The organism is Streptomyces sp. NPDC091377, from assembly GCF_044757045.1.
GTDB lineage: Bacteria > Actinomycetota > Actinomycetes > Streptomycetales > Streptomycetaceae > Streptomyces.
On the sequence record NZ_JBIVUE010000001.1, the window covers coordinates 436903 to 453995 of the forward strand.

Genomic DNA, 17093 nt, shown 5'->3' on the forward strand with positions numbered 1-17093 from the left:
GGCACCCGACATGGGGCACCAGGAACGAGGGCAGGTTCGGATCATGGACTGGCTGAAAAAGCTCCCTGTCGTGGGGACGCTCGTGGCACGGCTGATGACCACGCATGTCTGGCTGTCGTACGAGCGGCTGGACCATGTGAAGTGGACACGGCTGGCCGCGGCGATGACATTCATCAGCTTCGTCGCGCTCTTCCCGCTGCTGACGGTGGTCGCCGCGGTGGCCGCCGCCACGCTCAGCGACAGCAGCCGGGCCGAGCTGGAGCGGCGGATCGCCGAACAGGTTCCGGGGATCTCCGGTCAGCTCGACATCGCCGGGCTGGTCGACAACGCCGGGACGGTCGGTCTCATCGCCGGTGCCGCGCTGCTGCTGACCGGTATCGGCTGGGTCGGCTCGATGCGGGAGTGTCTGCGCGCGGTGTGGGAGCTGCCGGACTCCGAGGAGAACCCGCTCCTGCGCAAGGCCAAGGACACGGGGGTGCTGTTCGGCCTCGGCGGCGCGCTGCTGTTCACCCTGGCCGCCTCGACCGTGGCGTCCGCCCTGGTCAACTGGATCGTCGGGCAGCTCGGGATCGCCGAGGGCGGCTGGGGCAGCGCGCTGCTGCGCACCGCCGCGTTCGCCGTCGCCGTCCTCGCGGACTTCCTGGTGCTGCTGTACGTCCTCACCCTGCTCCCCGGCGTCCACCCGCCCCGCCATCGGCTCATCGTCGCCGCGCTGATCGGCGCCGTCGGCTTCGAACTGCTGAAGCTGCTGCTCAGCGGCTACATCCAGGGCGTCGCCGCGAAGAGCATGTACGGCGCGTTCGGCGTCCCCGTCGCCCTGCTGCTGTGGATCAACTTCACGTCGAAGCTGGTGCTTTACTGCGCGGCTTGGACGGCCACGGGGGATTCCCGGGACGGGGACGGGGACACGGCCCCGGATGCGGACGCGGATGCAGGAGGAGAGGCAGGGACAGGGGCAAGGGCGGAGGCGGAGGCGGGGACAAAGGCAGAGACAGGGACAGGGACAGGGACCGAGGCAGGGGCAGGGGCAGACCGGGAACCCGGTGATTCCCCCGCCTCCGGCGACCGGCGGTGAGCCCCTTCTCAAGCGGGCTGCCGCCCGACGCCCACGCTCACCGCCTGCACCTCCCCGCCTGCACCGCGCCGCTCACCGCCGCCGCCGTACCAACTCCGGCAGCGGCCACCGCCGATTGATCACGAACGCCCCCGCGCCCAGCAGGGCCAGCACCGTCGCGGTGATGGCGAGGGCGACGCCCATCCCGCCCGAGCCGCCGGACGCGGTGCCCGCGGCGACCGGGTCCGCCGAGGTGCCGGAGGCGGAGCCCCCGGCCTCACCCGGCGCGGCCGGGGCGCCCGAGGCGCCGGGCCGGTTGTCCGTGGCGCCCTGCGGGGCGACCAGCTCACCGACCGGCTCCACCTTGCCGGCCGCCTTGAAGCCCCAGTCGAACAGGCTCGCGGTCTCCTTGTAGACCTCGTTGTGGCCGTCCTTCTCCGGGTTCATGACCGTGACCAGCAGCACCCGGCCGTCCCGCTCGGCGACGCCGGTGAAGGTGGCGCCCGCGTTGGTCGTGTTGCCGTTCTTCACGCCGGCGATGCCCTTGTACTGCGTTATGTCGTAGTCGCCGGTCAGCAGGCGGTTGGTGTTCTGGATTTCGAAGGAGCCGCGGGTGGTCTTGCCCTTCTTGTTCTTCTTCGTCTCGCCGGGGAACTTCGCCGTGGCCGTGGAGGAGTACGCGCGGAAGTCCTTCTTCTGGAGCCCCGAGCGGGCGAACAGGGTCAGGTCGTACGCGGAGGAGACCTGGCCCGGGGCGTCGTAGCCGTCCGGGCTCACCACATGGGTGTCGAGCGCCTGGAGTTCCTCGGCGTGCTCGTTCATCTCCTTGACGGTCTTGTCGATCCCGTCGTTCATGGCCGACAGCACATGCACCGCGTCGTTGCCGGAGCGCAGGAAGACACCCAGCCACAGATCCTGGACCGAGTAGGACTCGTCCTCCTTGATCCCGACCATGCTGGAGCCGATCCCGACGTTCGCCAGGTCGGAGGGCGCGACCTTGTGCTTCATGTCCTTGGGGAACTTCGGCAGCAGGGTGTCCGCGAACAGCATCTTCAGGGTGCTCGCCGGGGCCAGCCGCCAGTGCGCGTTGTGCGCGGCCAGCACCTCGCCGGACTCCGCGTCGGCCACGATCCACGAGCGCGCGGTGACCTTCTTGGGGATCACCGGGACCCCGGGGGCGAGCGCGACCTGGGTGCCCGGCTGCCCCAGCCGCTCCCCGCCGACCTTCGACATGTTCGCCGGGGGTGTCGCCGACGGGGTCCCCGAAGGGTCCTTCGAGGGGTCCGGCGCCGCGGACGCGGCGGGCGCGGCCAGCGAAAACGTCAGCATGACGGCAGAAGTGATCAACAAGGTTCGCTTGATGGTCTGCTGGGGATCGGACACGCCCGAGAACGTACATGCGGGACCTGTGGAAGTCCCACCCGCGTCTCCACCCCGGGCACGGAACCGGACACGACCCGGAGATACTGAACGTATGAAACTCAGCCGCCCCGTCTCCTGGTTCCTGCTCGCTTTCGGGATGTGGAGCTGGGTCATCTGGGTCACTTTCGTCAGGAATCTCGTCAAGGACGGCAGCGGGCTCGCGTTCGACGACGGTCAGCCGACGGCGTACTTCTGGGTGCACCTGCTGCTGGCGATCGTCTCTTTCGTATGGGGGACGGTCGTCGGAGTCATCGGGTTGCGTGGGGTGCGCGCACTGCGTCGGACGTCATAGCGAACCGCCCCCCACCCGCCCCGCCTCGCCTACGCTTCATCCACCTCCTCATCACCCAAGGGACACAGCAGCGTGGTCTTCGTCGTCGTACTCGCGGTCGTTGGCGTCATGGTGGCGGCGAACTGGTATCTCTGGCGCCGTCTGTTCCGTGACACCACGCGCGGCCCCGGCTGGGCGCGGCGCGGTGGCGCCGTCCTGATCGCGGGCGGCTGGGTCCTGGCCGTCGCCGCGATGGTCTCCGAGCGCGCGGGCGCCCCCTTCGTCGTCCAGCAGCTCCTCGCCTGGCCGGGCTTCCTCTGGCTCGCCCTGTCGATATACCTGCTGCTCGCGGTCCTGGTCGGTGAGGTGGTACGACCGCTGCTGCGCCGCCGGCTGGAACGGCGCCGCCCGGCCGTGGCCCCGGTGACCGGCGCCGCCCCCGTGGCCGGTACGGAGCCGCGGACGCAGGAGGTCGGGGCCGCGACGGCGGCCGTGAGCGGTACCGCCCCCGCCACCACGACCGAGGGCACGTCGTCCTCCGGATCCGCCTCCGGACCCGCCTCCGGACCCGCCTCCGGGACCGGCGGCGGGTCGTCATCCGGAGCCGGAACCGGAACCGGAGCCGGAGCCGGAACCGACGGGAACGGCGCGGGCCGTGGAGTGACCGCCCCGGACGACGACGCCCCCGCCGAGCGCCTCGTCGCCGCCCCCTCCCGCCGTCTCTTCGTCTCCCGGGTGATCGCCGGCACCGCCGCCGCCGTGGCCGTCGGAACCGTCGGCTACGGCACGTACGGGGTGCTGAACGGGCCCTCCGTCAGACGGGTCACCGTCCCCCTCGCCAAGCTTCCGCGCGCGGCGCACGGCTATCGGATCGCGGTCGTCAGCGACATCCACCTCGGGCCGGTGCTGGGCCGGGGCTTCGCCCAGAAGGTCGTGGACACGATCAACTCGACCCAGCCCGATCTGATCGCGGTCGTCGGCGACCTGGTCGACGGCAGCGTCAAGGACCTCGGCCCGGCCGCCGCACCGCTCGCCCAGCTCACCGCCCGGCACGGCGCCTACTTCGTCACCGGCAACCACGAGTACTTCTCCGGCGCCGAGCAGTGGGTGGACGAGGTACGGCGGCTGGGACTCGTCCCGCTGGAGAACGACCGCAGGGAACTGCCGTACTTCGACCTCGCCGGGGTCAACGACATCGCCGGGGAGAGCGACGGCCAGGGGCCGGACTTCGCCAAGGCCCTCGGCGACCGCGACCGGTCCCGTACCAGCGTGCTTCTGGCCCATCAGCCGGTCCAGATCCATGACGCGGTCGACCACGGCGTCGACCTCCAGCTCTCCGGCCACACCCACGGCGGTCAGCTCTGGCCCGGCAACCTCATCGCCGGAGCCGCCAACCCGACGCTGGAGGGCCTGGAGCGGTACGGCGACACACAGTTGTACGTCACCCGGGGCGCGGGTGCCTGGGGGCCGCCGACCCGGGTCGGCGCCGAGTCGGACATCACGGTGATCGAGCTGGCCTCACGCCAGGCGTGACGCGCCCTTACCCCGGGAGAGGGTCTTCAACTCCCCGGCCGTTCAAGATTCACTCATGCTCGGTCCAAGCCCCTTCCCCGGGTGGGACCCGCGTGATTGGGTGATCCGGGCCACCAGGGGAGGTGGCGGACGGCCGGTCTCTGGGGAGGGACCGGTCGGGGTCAGGGGAGGGGCTGCTCATGCGGTCTGCACCGATGTGGTCCAGGCGGAAGCGGGCGGAAGGGCGGAGCGCCGCAGAACGGAACGGCGGCGAGAGCGGCAGGGCAAGCAGCAGAGCAAACGGCGGAGAGAGCGGCAGAGCAAGCAGCGGAGCAAACGGCAGAGGGGACAGCGGGGACAGCGGGGGGAGCGGGAGCGGGCGCTCCGTACGGGTCCGGGTCCTCGCGGGCGTGCTGGTGCTCGCCGCGGCCGGCGCGGCGGCCTGGCAACTGGTGCCGGACGGCGGCGACCAGGGCCGGACGATCTCCGTCGGCACCACCGACGCCGTCACCTCGCTCGACCCCGCGGGGGCCTACGACGCCGGGTCCTGGGCGTTGTTCAGCAATGTCTTCCAGTCCCTGCTCACCTTCGGGCCCGGCGCCACCGTCCCCGAGCCGGACGCCGCCGAGAGCTGTGACTTCGCCGGTACCGACCTGCGTGTCTACCGCTGCGAACTGCGCGAGGGGCTCACCTTCCCGGACGGCCGGGAGATGACCGCCGAGGATGTGAAGTTCTCCCTCGACCGGCTCCGGAAGATCGACTCACCGGTCGGCCCGGCCTCGCTGTTCACCACCCTGAAGTCGGTCGAGGCCCGGGACCGCACGGTCACCTTCCGCCTCTCCTCGCCGGACGCGACCCTCCCGTACAAGCTGGCCACCGGCGCGGGCGCGATCGTGGACCGCACCGCCTACCCGGCGGACGCCCTGCGCACCGAACCCGGCGCCGACGGCACCGGACCGTACCTGCTCGCCTCGTACACCAAGGGCGAGTCCGCCGTCCTGCGGCCGAACACCGACTACCGGGGCGCGGTGGGCGGCTCGGGCCGACCGGTCGAACTGCGCTACTACGCCGACTCCGCCGCCCTCGACCGCGCCTACCAGGAGCGGAAGATCCAGGTCGCCACCCGTCAGCTGCCCCCGGACACCCTCGCCGGGCTCTCCCCGAGCGACCCCGACCAGCGGGTCACCGAGGCGGACAGCTCCGAGACCCGCAATCTGTACCTCAACACCCGCGACGACGCCCCCCTGTCCGACGCCCGGGTACGGCAGGCCGTCGCCTGGCTGGTCGACCGGGACCGGCTGGCCGCCGATGTGTACCAGGGCACCGTCGACCCCCTGTACTCGCTGATCCCGGCCGGGATCACCGGTCACACCACCGCCTTCTTCGACCGGTACCCCGACCAGGACCCGGAGCGGGCCCGGCGGCTGCTCACCGAGGCCGGGGTCGCCCTCCCGGTCCGCTTCACGCTCGCCTACGCCGAGGGCCGGGGCGCCGCCGAGGCCGAGGCCGCAGAGCTGAAACGGCAACTGGAGGCCGACGACGGGCTGTTCGACGTGACGGTCAAGGGGTACGAGTGGACCGACTTCCAGAAGCGCTGGGCCGCCGGTGAACTGGACGCGTACGCCGTCGGCTGGGTCGCCGACTACCCCGACCCGGACACCTTCGGCGCCCCGCTCATCGGCACCGGATCCACCATGAACACCGGATACAGCAACGAGACCGTCGACCGGCTGATCGAGCAGGGGCAGCGGTACGCCGACCGGGGCGCCGCCGACGACGACTTCCGCGCCATCCAGGACGTGGTGGCCCGGGACGTCCCGGTGATCCCGTTGTGGCAGCGCAAGGAGTACGTGGTCGCCGACGAGGCGGTGGCCGGCGGGCAGGACCTCACGGACGGGACCGGGGTGTTCCGCCTGTGGCGGCTGGACTGGATCTGATCCCGCCCCGCCCGGTCCGCCGGAAGCGTCCCCGCTCCGGAGGAGGCCGGCCCCGGTCCGCCGGAAGCGCCCCGCCCCGGTCTGCCGGAAGCGCCCCCGCTCCGGAGGAGGCCGGCCCCGGTCCGCCGGAAGCGCCCCGCCCCGCCTCGCGGGAGGACCGCCTCGCCGCAGCCTCCCGTACCCCTCGCCGTCACCCTTCCGCCTCCACCCGTACCGGCAGGGCCACCGTCACCTCCATCCCCTCACCCGGCGCCGTCCGTACGGTCACCTCGCCGCCGTGGGCCCGGACCACGCCCTGCACGATCGCCATGCCCAGGCCGCTGCCCGCGCCCCCGCCCGCCCGGAAGAAGCGGTCGAAGACCCGGGCCGCGTCCTCCGGGGCGAGCCCCGGCCCCCGGTCGGCGACGCACAGCCGGACCACGCCGTCCACCCGCTCCACACCGAGCCGCACCGGCACCTCGGCGGGGGTGTGGACCCGTACGTTGGCCAGCAGATTGCCCAGCACCCGCCCTCGGCGATGGCCGTGGAGGTCTCCACCATGTCCTCCAGGGGCCGCATGTGCCGCCGTACCGACCACATCGTGACGCAGGCGAGTACGGCGATGAGCAGCACGCCGATGCCGAGGTCCACCTTCAGGGCCCGGGTCATGCCCTCGTTGAGCGCCTCCACCGACATGGCGATCAGCACGACCGTGCCGTCCTCCAGCCGGGCGCCGATGACGCGGTGGCCCTCGCCGTCGACCGTGAGGTCCCGCGGGGAGCCGTGGGCGGCGAGCGCGGACGGGTCGCTGACGGCGGCGGCGATGGCACGCTGGCGCGGTGTGGGGTCGAGCGGGCCGACGGCGACGGGCCGGCCGGCCGGGTCCACGGCGACGAACACCGAGGTGGGCGCGGGGAGGGACTGGCGTTCGCGGGTGCCGCCGAACTTGTCGAGGGCGATGCCGACCTGGCTGAGCGACTCGATCTGGCGCAGGCTGAACCCGGCGGTCGTCAGCGAACTGCGCGAGTTGTTCAGCTCGGTGTCGACCTTGTCCAGCAGATAGTGGTGCGCGGTCATCAGGCTGACGGAGGTCGCCACGACGATGCCCAGCGCGAGCAGGACGACGTTGGCCGCGGTCAGCTTCAGCCGCAGCGAACGGCGCCGACCCCGCCCCCGCCCCCGGTCCCCGTGGCGGTGACGGTGCCGCATGGTGAACAGCTCGCGCACCCGTGCCGGGAACGGCAGCCGCGAGGCCGTGCGCCCCGGCGGGGACCCGGGGGCCGTCATGTCAGCCCGTACCCGACGCCGCGCCGGGTGGTGATCAGCGGCGGGCCCAGCGCGTCGAGCTTGCGGCGCAGATAGCTGACGTAGGTCTCCACGACGGTCGACTCGGGCGTGTGCTCGTACTGCCACACATGCCGAAGGAGCTGTTCCTTGGTCACGATCCGGCCGGCGTTGCGGACCAGGAAGCGCAGCAGCGCGTACTCCGTCGGGGTCAGTTCGACGTGGTGGCCCGAGCGGCGCACCGAGTACGTCGTCTCGTCCAGCTCCAGATCCGCGTAGCGCAGCGGCGGGCGGTGCGGGAGGACGTCGGCGGGGCGGGTGCGGCGCAGCACGGCGGTGATCCGGGCGACGACCTCGTCGATGTTGAACGGCTTGGTGATGTAGTCGTCGCCGAAGCCGAGGGCGCCGACGATCTCGGCGGGGGAGTCGCGCGCGGTGAGGAAGACCAGCGCGAGATCGGGGCGCCGGGCGCGCAGCGCACGGCCGAGGGCGCGTCCGTCGCCGTCCGGGAGCATCACATCGAGCAGGGCGGCGTCCGGGCGGACCCGCTCGGCGAGCGTGAGGGACTCACGGACGGTGCCCGCCGTCATCACCTCGAAGCCGTGGAAACGCAGCGCGATGGCGAGGACGTCCGCGATGGATTCCTCGTCCTCCACGATCAGCACGGTGCCAGGGGCCGTCGACATGCTCCTCAGTATCAGCCGGAACACCGGCAACGGACCGGCCCGGCGTCTTGGAGTTCCTTGAGAGTCCGCCCCGGATCATGTCGCCGCCCCCGGCCGCCCGCCGATCCTGTTGCGCGGAGCCCGGGGGACGGACCGACGGAGCGAAGGAGCTGTGATCGTGGCGGCATGGGCACGATGGTGCTATCGGCATGGGCTGGTGGTCCTGCTGATATGGGTGGGCGGGCTGGTCGGCCTGGGCTTCACGGCCTCGGCCGTGGGCACCGACTACGCGAATGTCTTCACCCTTCCGGACACGGACTCCACGTCCGCCAACGACCTCATGCTGAAGGCGTTCCCGGAGCGCGCCGGGGACGTGGACTCGGTGGTGTGGCGGACCGACGAGGGTTCGGTGCGGGACGCGGACGTACGCGCCCGGATCGAACCGGCGCTGGCGGAGATCGCGCGCATGGACGGGGTCGGCGAGGTCGCCGGGCCCTACGCGGGGGCGCGGGGCGCGGCGCAGATCAGTGAGGACGGGCGGATCGCGTACGCCCAGGTCACCTTCGCCCGGCAGGCGGCCGAGATCGACAAGGCGCTGATCGAGGACGTCATCGACACCGCCCAGGGCGCCGAACGGGCCGGCTTGCAGGTGGAGCTGGGCGGCCAGGCGATCGCCTACATCCAGGAGCCGCCGACCGGTACGGCCGAACTGGTCGGCATCGTGGCCGCGGCGATCGTGCTGTTCGTGGCGTTCGGGTCGCTGTTCGCGATGCTGCTGCCGATCGTCGTGGCGATCGCGGGTGTCGGCAGCGGGCTGCTCGGCACGATGCTGCTCTCCCAGGTCACGGACATGCCCGACCTGGGGCCGCTGCTGGGCTCGCTGATCGGCCTGGGTGTCGGCATCGACTACGCGCTGTTCATCGTCACCCGGCACCGGCGGGGCATTCTGCGCGGCGCGGACCCCGAGGACTCGGCCGCCACCGCGCTCAACACCTCCGGCCGGGCGGTGCTGTTCGCGGGCGGCACGGTGTGCGTCGCGCTGGCGGGCATGCTGGTGACCAATCTGCCCTTCCTCAACGGGGTGGTCGTCGCGACCTCGCTGACCGTGGTGCTCAGTGTGCTCGCGGCGATCACCCTGCTGCCCGCCCTGCTGGGGCTGCTCGGCCGGCGGGTGCTGTCCCGGCGCCAGCGCGCCCGGCTCGCGGCGGCGGGACCCGAGCCGGCCGAGGCGAGCGGGCTCGCGGCGCGCTGGGCGTCGTACGTCCAGCGGCGTCCGCGGTCGATCGCGGCCGGGGCGCTGGCCGTCATGGCGGTCCTGGCGCTGCCGGTGCTCTCGCTGCGGCTCGGCGCCACCGACCAGGGCAACCACCAGGACACCACGACCACCCGGCAGGCGTACGACCTGCTCGCCGAGGGCTTCGGCCCTGGCTTCAACGGCCCCCTCCAGGTGGTCGTGGACGGTGTCGCGCCCGAGTCCCTGATCACCGGGATCCGGCAGACGGAGGGCGTGGCCCAGGTCGCCGCGGCGCCGCCCGTGAACGGCATCACGGTCATCCAGGTCGTACCGGCCACCTCACCGCAGTCCGAGGAGACGGACCGGCTGATCGACCGGCTGCGGGACGACGTGGTCCCGCGGGCGGGGGTCGAGGCCCATGTGGGCGGGGTGACGGCGGTGTTCAAGGACTTCGCGTCGGTGACCGGCGAACGCCTGCCTCTATTCGTCGCGACGATCATCGCGCTGGGCTTCCTGCTGCTCATGGTGGCGTTCCGCTCGCTGGTGGTCCCGCTCACCGCGGCGGTCATGAACCTGATCGCCGCGGCGGCGTCCTTCGGGGTGCTGGTGGCGATCTTCCAGTGGGGCTGGGGCACCGAACTGCTCGGCATCGGCAAGGAGGGGCCGATCGCCGCGTTCCTTCCGGTGATCATGCTGTCCCTGCTCTTCGGGCTCTCCATGGACTACCAGGTCTTCCTGGTCAGCCGGATGCACGAGGAGTGGGTCCACACGAAGGACAACGCGCGCGCGGTGCGGGTCGGGCTCGCCGAGACGAGCCGGGTCATCAACTGCGCCGCGCTCATCATGATCTGCGTCTTCGGCGCGTTCGTGCTCAGCGGTGACATGGAGGGCGCGATGGCGGGCGTCGGCCTCGCGGCGGCGGTCGCGCTGGACGCCTTCGTCCTGCGCACGGCCCTGGTCCCGGCGGCGATGCATCTGCTGGGCAAGGCCAACTGGTGGCTTCCGGCCGGCCTCGACAAGCGCCTGCCGCACCTGGCGGTCGAGCCGAGCGAGGAGCCCGCGGCGCGGGGGCCGGCGACGGGAACCCCGGGGACGGGAACCCCGGGGACGGGAACCCCCGGGACGGGAACCCCGGTGACGGGGGAGTCGGCGTCGGGGACGGGGGAGCCGCCTTCGGGGACGGGAGAGTCGGCCTCGGGGACGGGAGAGTCGGCGTCGGAGACAGGGGAGCCGGCCTCGGGTGCGGGAGAGTCGGCGTCGGTGATCACTGCGGCTTCGTCATGCCCGGCAGGAAGTCCGTGAACAGTTCGTGGACCTCGCGGACCAGGGGGCGCAGGACGCGGAAGCGGGAGAGGGAGACACCGCGGGCGGTGAGGCGGGCGCCCCGGCCGGCCAGGCGGTAGCTGCGTTCGCGGCCGGGGGTGCGGTCGAAGATCCAGTAGAGGCACAGGCCCATCTGTGCCAGCCACATCAGCTCGGGGAGGGTGTCGCGGAGTTCCGGGGCGACCTTGGCGTCGGAACCCGCCAACACCTCCCGGTGCACACTGATCGCCGCCCTGCGCGCGGGCTCGCTCTCCGGGGAGAAGGGGCTGAGCGGGCTGTCCGGATCGGCGGCGTTCTTGAAGAACTGCACGGCGAAATCGTGGTAGGGCGTCGCGATGTCCAGCCAGGCCGTCAGCACCCCCGCCAGCCGGGCCTCCAACGCCGTCTCCCGGTCCAGCACCCGGCGCACCGCCACCTGGTGCTCGGCGGCGATCCGGTCGTAGAAGCCCTGGACCAGATGTTCCTTACCGTCGAAGTAGTAGTAGGCGTTCCCTACGGAGACCCCCGCCTCCTGCGCGATCGCCCGCATCGTCGTCCGGTCGTACCCCCGCTCCTGGAACAGCCGCATGGCCGTCTCCAGGATCAGTGCCCGGGTCTGCTCGGACTTGCTGGTGGCGCCGCCCTCGCGGGGGCCGGGTCGCGGATTCTCGTTCGTGGCGGGCACGGCACGAGAGCCTAGTTCGCCGCCACGCTGACCGACGGGACCGAGCGGCGGTCCCGGTCCCCTTCGGTTCGCGTCACGTTCTCGTCAGGGCCTGGTGCAGTCGCCGAGTCTCGGTCAGCAGGCGGGAGGTGCCCCGGCGGGCGGCCAGGTCGGTCAGCCAGGGCTCGGTGCCCCGCGCGCCGCTCGTCTCGACGCTGGTGGCCGCCGTGGCGAGCAGGTCGCCGGTGCCGCGCGGCGGCGGGTCACCGGCGGTGAGCAGGGGCGGCAGCAGCGCGGCCAGCACGGCCCAGGCGGTGGCGGGGGCGCCCGCGTTCGCCAGGGTGCCGAGGGCGTCGGCGACCCGGGTGGGCTTGACCGCGCCGAGCGACATCAGCCCGGCGAGTTCGGCGCCCAGCAGCGCGGGGTCGAGGGCGCCGCGGCCGGCCAGGGCGAGCAGCGCGTCGACCACGGCGAGCCGGTCGTCGGCGTGACGGACGCTCAGCCCGTAGGCGAGGGCGAGATGCAGGGCCGGTCCGGCCGGTCCCGGGGTCTCGGCGAGGGTGAGGAGCAGACCGGTGTCGGGGCGGTCGGTCCAGACGGCGGAGTCGGCGAGCACCGGGATCAGATGCAGCGCCACCGCGTCCGGTTCGCCGGGCAGCATCGAGACCCAGTAGCGGGCGCCGGCGTACACACAGCCGCACCAGCGGCCCGAGCGCCGGTAGCCGCCGGCCAGGGCGGACACCGCCGGGAGCGCCTTGGCGAGCCGCGGGGAAGCGGCCTGCTCCAGCTCAAGGCGCCTCCGTTCCTCCGTCACCGCGACGAGGGTCCGCTCGGGCGCGGGCAGCGGCGCCCGAGGGGACTCCAGCCACTCCGCCAGCCGTTCCCCCGCCGGGGTGCCCAGCGCGCGGGCTCCGGCGACGAGCGGCGCCGGGTCGGCGGGCGGGCGCAGCCGCAGCAGGGCGAGGCCGAGATCGACCGGGCCCGCCGCGGCACCCCGCCCGGCGTACACCCGGAGCCGGTCCAGCAGTTCCTCCGGGTCCAGTTCGCCGGACTCGCGGCTGGGCGTCGCCAGCAACAGCGGCGGGACCTCACCGCCGGCCAGGGCCAGCGCGGTCTCCGTCAGCCGATGACGCCAGGGAATGCCCAGACGGGCGTGACGGCAATCGGTGTGGGCCGCCGCGCGGCGCGCCTTCCTGATGTCGGACGGCTCGACGGAACCTGTCGCCGCGGCCAGCGCCAGGAGCAGCCCGCGCCCGCCGTGCCGCAGCCACTCGGTGCGGCCCACCCACTCGTTGTGCCGCCGCGCCACCGGCTCCAGCGCCTTCGCCAGCAGCGCACGGTCACGGTGGGCCAGCCGGACCAGCCCGTCCAGCGCCCATTCGTACGACGCCGCGCGCGCCCGCCCCCGCAGATCGGCGGCGAGAACGGCCGCGAACTCGGCGACGAACTCCTCCGCGCTCTCCGGCGGTTCCGGCATCCGCGGTGCGGTCCGGGGCTCGGGCAGGCTGTCGCGGTGCCCGCCCGCCGGACCGGGGCCGGGGACCAACTCGGGCGTGTCGAACACCTCGGCGGCGGTCGCGAGCAGCCCGGGGCCCAGCAGGTGCGCGGCGGTGAGCAGTTCCTCGCGCGCGGCCCGGTCGGCGTGCGCCAGATGGCGTCCGGCCAGCCGCAGGGCGCGCTGCTGGAGCCCCGTGTCCGGGTGGGCGAAGACATCGCCGAGGGCGGGCAGCAGCAGCGGGACATGGGCGGGCCGCCCCTTCATGGCCGCGTCCAGCCACGACAACTGCGTCCGTACGAGCTTCTTCTCGGTGCGGAAGAACACCGCGCGGGACGCCTCCGCGCACCGGGCGGGGGAGAGCCGGCCGGTGTCCCACAGGTCCCGCAGCACCTCCTGCGCGTACCCGGCCGCGGGGGACGGGGCGTCGGCGGCCAGCCGGATCCAGTCGCCCGTACGCGCGGCCCGCTCCTCGGCGGTCGGCTCCAGCGCGCGCAGCAGCGCCACACAGAACCGGACGGCGGGCAGCGGATGCGTGCCGCGCAGCAGCACGGCGACGGCACTGGTCAGCAGATACGTACGGTCCAGGAGACCCTCGGCGGCGAGCACGGCGAACGCCCCGTGCCACGAGTCCTCCGGATGCTCGGAGTCACGGCAGGGCTGCCACGCCAACTGGGCGGCCCGCGCCGCGTCGTCCAGCACGAACGGCACCATGCGCGGCGTCAGCGGATCCTCCCGCAGCACGGTGAGCAGCCCGCCGCAGGGCGTCGCGGGATCGGGCTCCGGGGCAGGGGGCTGCCCCCGGCGGAGCCGGAGGGTGCGCAGCCGGCACACCTTGTAGTGCTTGCCGTACGCCTCGTCCTCCCACCAGGTGGCGGTGGCCTCCGTGACGGGCAGTTCGGTGCCGCTCGCGTCGGCCAGCGCGCGCAGCAGGATGAAACCCCACACCCCCATGTCCGTACGCGTCGACAGCCGTTCGGTCACCGTCGCCAGGAACTCGGGCGGACGCTCGGCCAGCAGGGAGACCAGCAGATGGGGATCCTGGAGATAGCGACGCGAGCGGGCGAGCCAGGCGGCGCAGGCGACGGGCCCCGAGTGGCAGGCGGCACCGGCGAGATGGGCGGCGCGCGCGGTGTCCGGCCGCGGCGGGGTCTGCGACCGCAGCTCCTTGAGCCGGGGCAGCAGCGCCCGCCGCGCCGCGTCGTCCAGGTCGGCCAGCAGGACCGGTATCTCCTTGATGGCGCCCGCCTCGACCGCGTTCAGCAGCGCGCCGGAGGGGTCCTTGCCCGCCTCGTGACGGAAGCGCATCAGCTTGGCCTTGCTCGCGAAGCGCGCGGGCTTGCGGATCATCGGGGCTCCAGAGGGGCGCTGTCGCGGAGGTGTGCGATACGGGTGGCGAGGGCGTGCTTGCAGGGGCCGCGCTGTCCATGGTGGTCGGTCCACCAGGCACAGGTGCAGCTCAGCGCCCGCAGGTCCGGGGCGAGCCGGACCAGGTGGGTGCGGTCGCCGGAGCGGACGGCGGCGACGGGGCCATCGGAGGCGCCGGGTCCGGTGCGCAGGGCGACGGCGCCCTCGCCGACCAGGGCACGGGCCGCGACGAGCCGGGGGTTGTGGCGCTCGGCGCGCTGGGCGTCGTAGGGCAGTTCACGGTGGAAGTACGCGGCCTCCGCGGTGTCGTAGCCGACGCGTCCGGCGGTGCCCAGCCGGGTGAGGGCGGCACGCACCCGCTCGCGCGGGAGGCCCGACTGGGGGGCCAGTCCGTCCGGGTCGATCCGCGGTTCCCAGGCGAGCAGGACGGCGATCAGCTCCGCGTCCCCGGCCGCCTCGTCGCCCGCCAGGGCGTCCAGGACCCCGCCCTCACCGCTGAATCCGCGCGCCACGCCCGGTGAGAGGACCAGCGTCAGCCGCATGCCCGGCAGGGTGACCTCCCACGCGCCGGGCGGCGGCGGGCTGCCGGGGCCGACCGGTGGACCGTACAGCCGCATCCCCGTCGCGTGGCGCAGGACGCGGGTCAGGGGGCCGAGCCGCCAGGGGCCCGGGAGGCAGACGGCACCGGGCACCGGACGGCTGGTGGGCCGCAGTCCGCGCCCGGCGGGGACCAGCCACTGCGGACCCGATCCCGGCCGCGCGGTACGCGGCAGCCCTCGCACGAACCGCACGGTCTCGGCCGCGTCCAGTTCGGCCCGCAGATCGAACCCGGCGGAGCTGACCTGGGTCTCGGCGAACCCTCTGAGCCACCGCTCTGGCAGGGGCACCTTCTTCTCCACGACGGCCCCGTCCACCGTGGTGACGGCCATCTCCTCCGGGCCGACGCGCAGATGCATCGGGTCGTCCCCGCCGATCCGCGTGAGCGCGTCCCGCAGCGGGTTGTTGATGTCCACGTTGGTCGTGCCGTGCCGGATCTCGCCGCCGTCCAGCCCCTCGCCGAGCACGTCCAGACGGGCGTAGACCCCGCCGCAGCCGGAGAACGACTCGAACCGCAGCCGGTCGCCCTGCGCGGTCACCACCGGATCCCGCAGCCTGGCCAGCTCCGGCCGGTAGTAGCGCGCGGCGGCGACATCGGCCACCGCGAGCAGCCCGGCCGCCGCGACCTGCGGCCGGGTCAGGAACCCGGAGTAGAAGCGCGGTCGCGCCACCGGACCGGCGGGGGTCAGACCGCCGGAGGTCTCCAGACCGAGCACCGGCCCCCGCGCGGACGCCCGCACGACGGACGGCTGGGCGTAGGCATACGCCAGTACGTTCGACGTCATGCTCCGCACGGTACGGGCTGCCACTGACAATGAGGGTCTGGGGACTTGGGCCGGGGTCAGGCTCTCGCCGCCCCCGTCACCTCCGTCACCTCCGTCACCTCCGTCACCTCCTTCATCCCCGTCTCCTCCGTCGCCTCCGTTTCCTCAGTCACCCTCTTCACTCCCGCCCCCCGCCCCAGCTCCGGCCGTTTCGAGTAGTCCGTGAAGCCGATGACATTGCCCCACGGGTCACCGATCTCGACCGTCCACCCCGTGGCCACCGCGAACGGCGGCTCCAGCGGCGGGATCCCGGCCGAGGTGAGCCGTTCGGTGACGGCACGCGCGTCCGGCACCTCCAGCCACACCCGGGGTGACGGCCACGGCGGCGGCCGGTACCCCACCCCCTCCTCGTGCCGCAGCAGCAGCCCCGGCGCCTCGGTACCGACCTTCAGCAGGGCGATGCCCGCCTCGTCCAACCGGAACCCGACCGTGAACCCGGCGCGCTCGTAGAACGCCACCGCCGCACCCACGTCCCCCACGGGCAGCACCACGTTGTCGAAGCCGAGCAGCTCGTACGACTGGTTGTCTGACATACCGTCAGAGTAGGCCGATGATCGGCCGCGGAGCGGGATTGTCAGTGGCCGCCCTTACTGTCGTCGGCATGGGAATGGTGACGTTCGTCGACGAGACGACATCGGGGAGCCGTGCCACGGCCTGGGAACTGGAGATCGCCGAGGAGCGGCTCACCGTGCGTGAGCTGATCCGGCGCAGGGTGTTCCAGGAGGTGGCCGAGTTCAACGCGCGAGGGACACAGGTCTTCCAGGGCCTCGTGCGGCCCACGGACGCCGAGCGCGTGGTCAATGGCTACGCGCTGCGCACCTCCCGCCGAATAGACCCCGAGGCCCAGTGCGAGCTGGCCGTCAGGGCGTTCGCGGGCAACGGCTTCCTGGTCCTGGTGGGGGACCGTCAGGTGACGGAGCTGGACCAGGAGATCGACCTGCCGTTCGGCACCGAGGTCACCTTCCTGAAACTCGTCGCGCTGGTGGGTGGCTGATGGCCCGCTTCACCGAGGAGAGCCGCCGCAGTCTCCAGCTGATCGCCGCCGGGGACGTCGAGGCGCTCGTCCCCGAACTGCTCGTCCTGGCCGAGGTGGTCCAGGACCACTGGGTCGCGGACGCCCACCACGTCATCGTCGCCCTGCACGACGCCCGCGGCCCCTTCCTGACCGAACTCGTACGGCTGCTCGCCGCCCGCTACCAGGAATCAGCGCCGGGTTCCGCCGACCGACGGCACATCGTGTGCCTCTTCGCCCGCTTCAGAGAGGCCCATCTGGTGGACGGCCAGTCGCCCGAGACCCGCGAGGCGCTGATGGCACTCGCCGCCGAGCAGGAGTTGCAGTACGACGCCGTGCACCTGATCCGGCTCGCCGAGCGGGAACTGACGGAGGGCCGGGAATTGCCGGGGTTGTTCGTCGCCATGCTGAGGCGCTCACGTCTGATGGCCTGGGGAGCGGAGAAGGAACTGGACGCCCTGATCGACCGCATC

General features: G+C 73.0%; 13 protein-coding genes and 1 pseudogene. 7 read left to right on the top strand and 7 right to left on the bottom strand.

The window, feature by feature from the left end; translation table 11 throughout:
* Positions 1–43: 43 nt before the first annotated feature.
* On the top strand, positions 44–1075 hold the full coding sequence (locus ACIQNG_RS02060; RefSeq protein ID WP_401482260.1) for a YihY/virulence factor BrkB family protein: 1032 nt from the start codon (positions 44–46) through the stop codon (positions 1073–1075).
* A 72-nt stretch (positions 1076–1147) separates the two neighbouring features.
* Here ACIQNG_RS02060 and ACIQNG_RS02065 read toward each other — a convergent pair whose 3' ends face one another.
* Positions 1148–2383: a D-alanyl-D-alanine carboxypeptidase family protein gene (locus ACIQNG_RS02065; RefSeq protein WP_401482510.1), complete on the bottom strand. Its 1236-nt coding sequence runs from the start codon at positions 2381–2383 to the stop codon at positions 1148–1150.
* Positions 2384–2528: 145 nt separating this feature from the next.
* Here ACIQNG_RS02065 and ACIQNG_RS02070 point away from each other — a divergent pair, with 145 nt between their 5' ends.
* The 3 genes from ACIQNG_RS02070 to ACIQNG_RS02080 all read left to right on the top strand — a co-directional run bounded on the left by ACIQNG_RS02070 (position 2529) and on the right by ACIQNG_RS02080 (position 6196).
* Positions 2529–2768: an SCO4848 family membrane protein gene (locus tag ACIQNG_RS02070; RefSeq protein ID WP_401437461.1), complete on the top strand. Its 240-nt coding sequence runs from the start codon at positions 2529–2531 to the stop codon at positions 2766–2768.
* A gap of 108 nt (positions 2769–2876) precedes the next feature.
* Entirely contained in the window at positions 2877–4280 is a 1404-nt protein-coding gene (locus ACIQNG_RS02075) for a metallophosphoesterase (protein ID WP_401482511.1), read from the top strand.
* A gap of 389 nt (positions 4281–4669) precedes the next feature.
* Positions 4670–6196 (top strand): ABC transporter substrate-binding protein, encoded by a 1527-nt coding sequence (locus ACIQNG_RS02080; protein ID WP_401482261.1) that lies wholly within the window; start codon positions 4670–4672, stop codon positions 6194–6196.
* A gap of 190 nt (positions 6197–6386) precedes the next feature.
* On the opposite strand, the gene ACIQNG_RS02085 is transcribed toward ACIQNG_RS02080, so the two are convergent.
* Positions 6387–6773, bottom strand: a complete 387-nt coding sequence (locus tag ACIQNG_RS02085; protein ID WP_401482262.1) for a sensor histidine kinase — start codon at positions 6771–6773, stop codon at positions 6387–6389.
* Between the two features lie 3 nt (positions 6774–6776).
* Here ACIQNG_RS02085 and ACIQNG_RS02090 point away from each other — a divergent pair, with 3 nt between their 5' ends.
* Positions 6777–7238 carry a hypothetical protein gene (locus tag ACIQNG_RS02090; RefSeq protein WP_401482263.1) on the top strand — a complete coding sequence of 154 codons (462 nt, stop codon included), beginning with the start codon at positions 6777–6779 and terminating at the stop codon, positions 7236–7238.
* A gap of 220 nt (positions 7239–7458) precedes the next feature.
* Here the strand turns inward: ACIQNG_RS02090 and ACIQNG_RS02095 are convergent, their stop codons facing one another.
* Complete coding sequence (locus ACIQNG_RS02095) at positions 7459–8145, bottom strand: response regulator transcription factor (protein ID WP_401437457.1); 687 nt, start codon at positions 8143–8145, stop codon at positions 7459–7461.
* 157 nt (positions 8146–8302) lie between these two features.
* On the opposite strand from ACIQNG_RS02095, the gene ACIQNG_RS02100 reads away from it, so the two are divergent.
* A complete protein-coding gene (locus ACIQNG_RS02100) occupies positions 8303–10660 on the top strand; it encodes an MMPL family transporter (RefSeq protein ID WP_401482264.1) in 2358 nt (785 codons plus the stop codon).
* Here the strand turns inward: ACIQNG_RS02100 and ACIQNG_RS02105 are convergent.
* The 4 genes and pseudogenes from ACIQNG_RS02105 to ACIQNG_RS02120 all read right to left on the bottom strand — a co-directional run.
* Positions 10623–11345 carry a TetR/AcrR family transcriptional regulator gene (locus tag ACIQNG_RS02105; protein WP_401437453.1) on the bottom strand — a complete coding sequence of 241 codons (723 nt, stop codon included), beginning with the start codon at positions 11343–11345 and terminating at the stop codon, positions 10623–10625. The genes ACIQNG_RS02100 and ACIQNG_RS02105 overlap by 38 nt on opposite strands.
* A gap of 73 nt (positions 11346–11418) precedes the next feature.
* A complete protein-coding gene (locus ACIQNG_RS02110) occupies positions 11419–14169 on the bottom strand; it encodes a DUF6493 family protein (protein WP_401482265.1) in 2751 nt (916 codons plus the stop codon).
* A complete protein-coding gene (locus tag ACIQNG_RS02115; protein ID WP_401482266.1) occupies positions 14166–15569 on the bottom strand; it encodes an SWIM zinc finger family protein in 1404 nt (467 codons plus the stop codon). Before ACIQNG_RS02115 ends, ACIQNG_RS02110 begins: the two co-directional genes overlap by 4 nt.
* Before the next feature lie 170 nt (positions 15570–15739).
* A pseudogene (locus tag ACIQNG_RS02120) lies at positions 15740–16141 on the bottom strand (VOC family protein); the annotation flags it as partial.
* 68 nt (positions 16142–16209) lie between these two features.
* Between ACIQNG_RS02120 and ACIQNG_RS02125 the strand changes: the two are divergent.
* The gene (locus ACIQNG_RS02125) at positions 16210–16602 is read left to right on the top strand and encodes a hypothetical protein (protein WP_401482267.1); all 393 of its coding nucleotides are present in this window, start codon (positions 16210–16212) and stop codon (positions 16600–16602) included.
* The last annotated feature ends 491 nt before the right edge of the window (positions 16603–17093 follow it).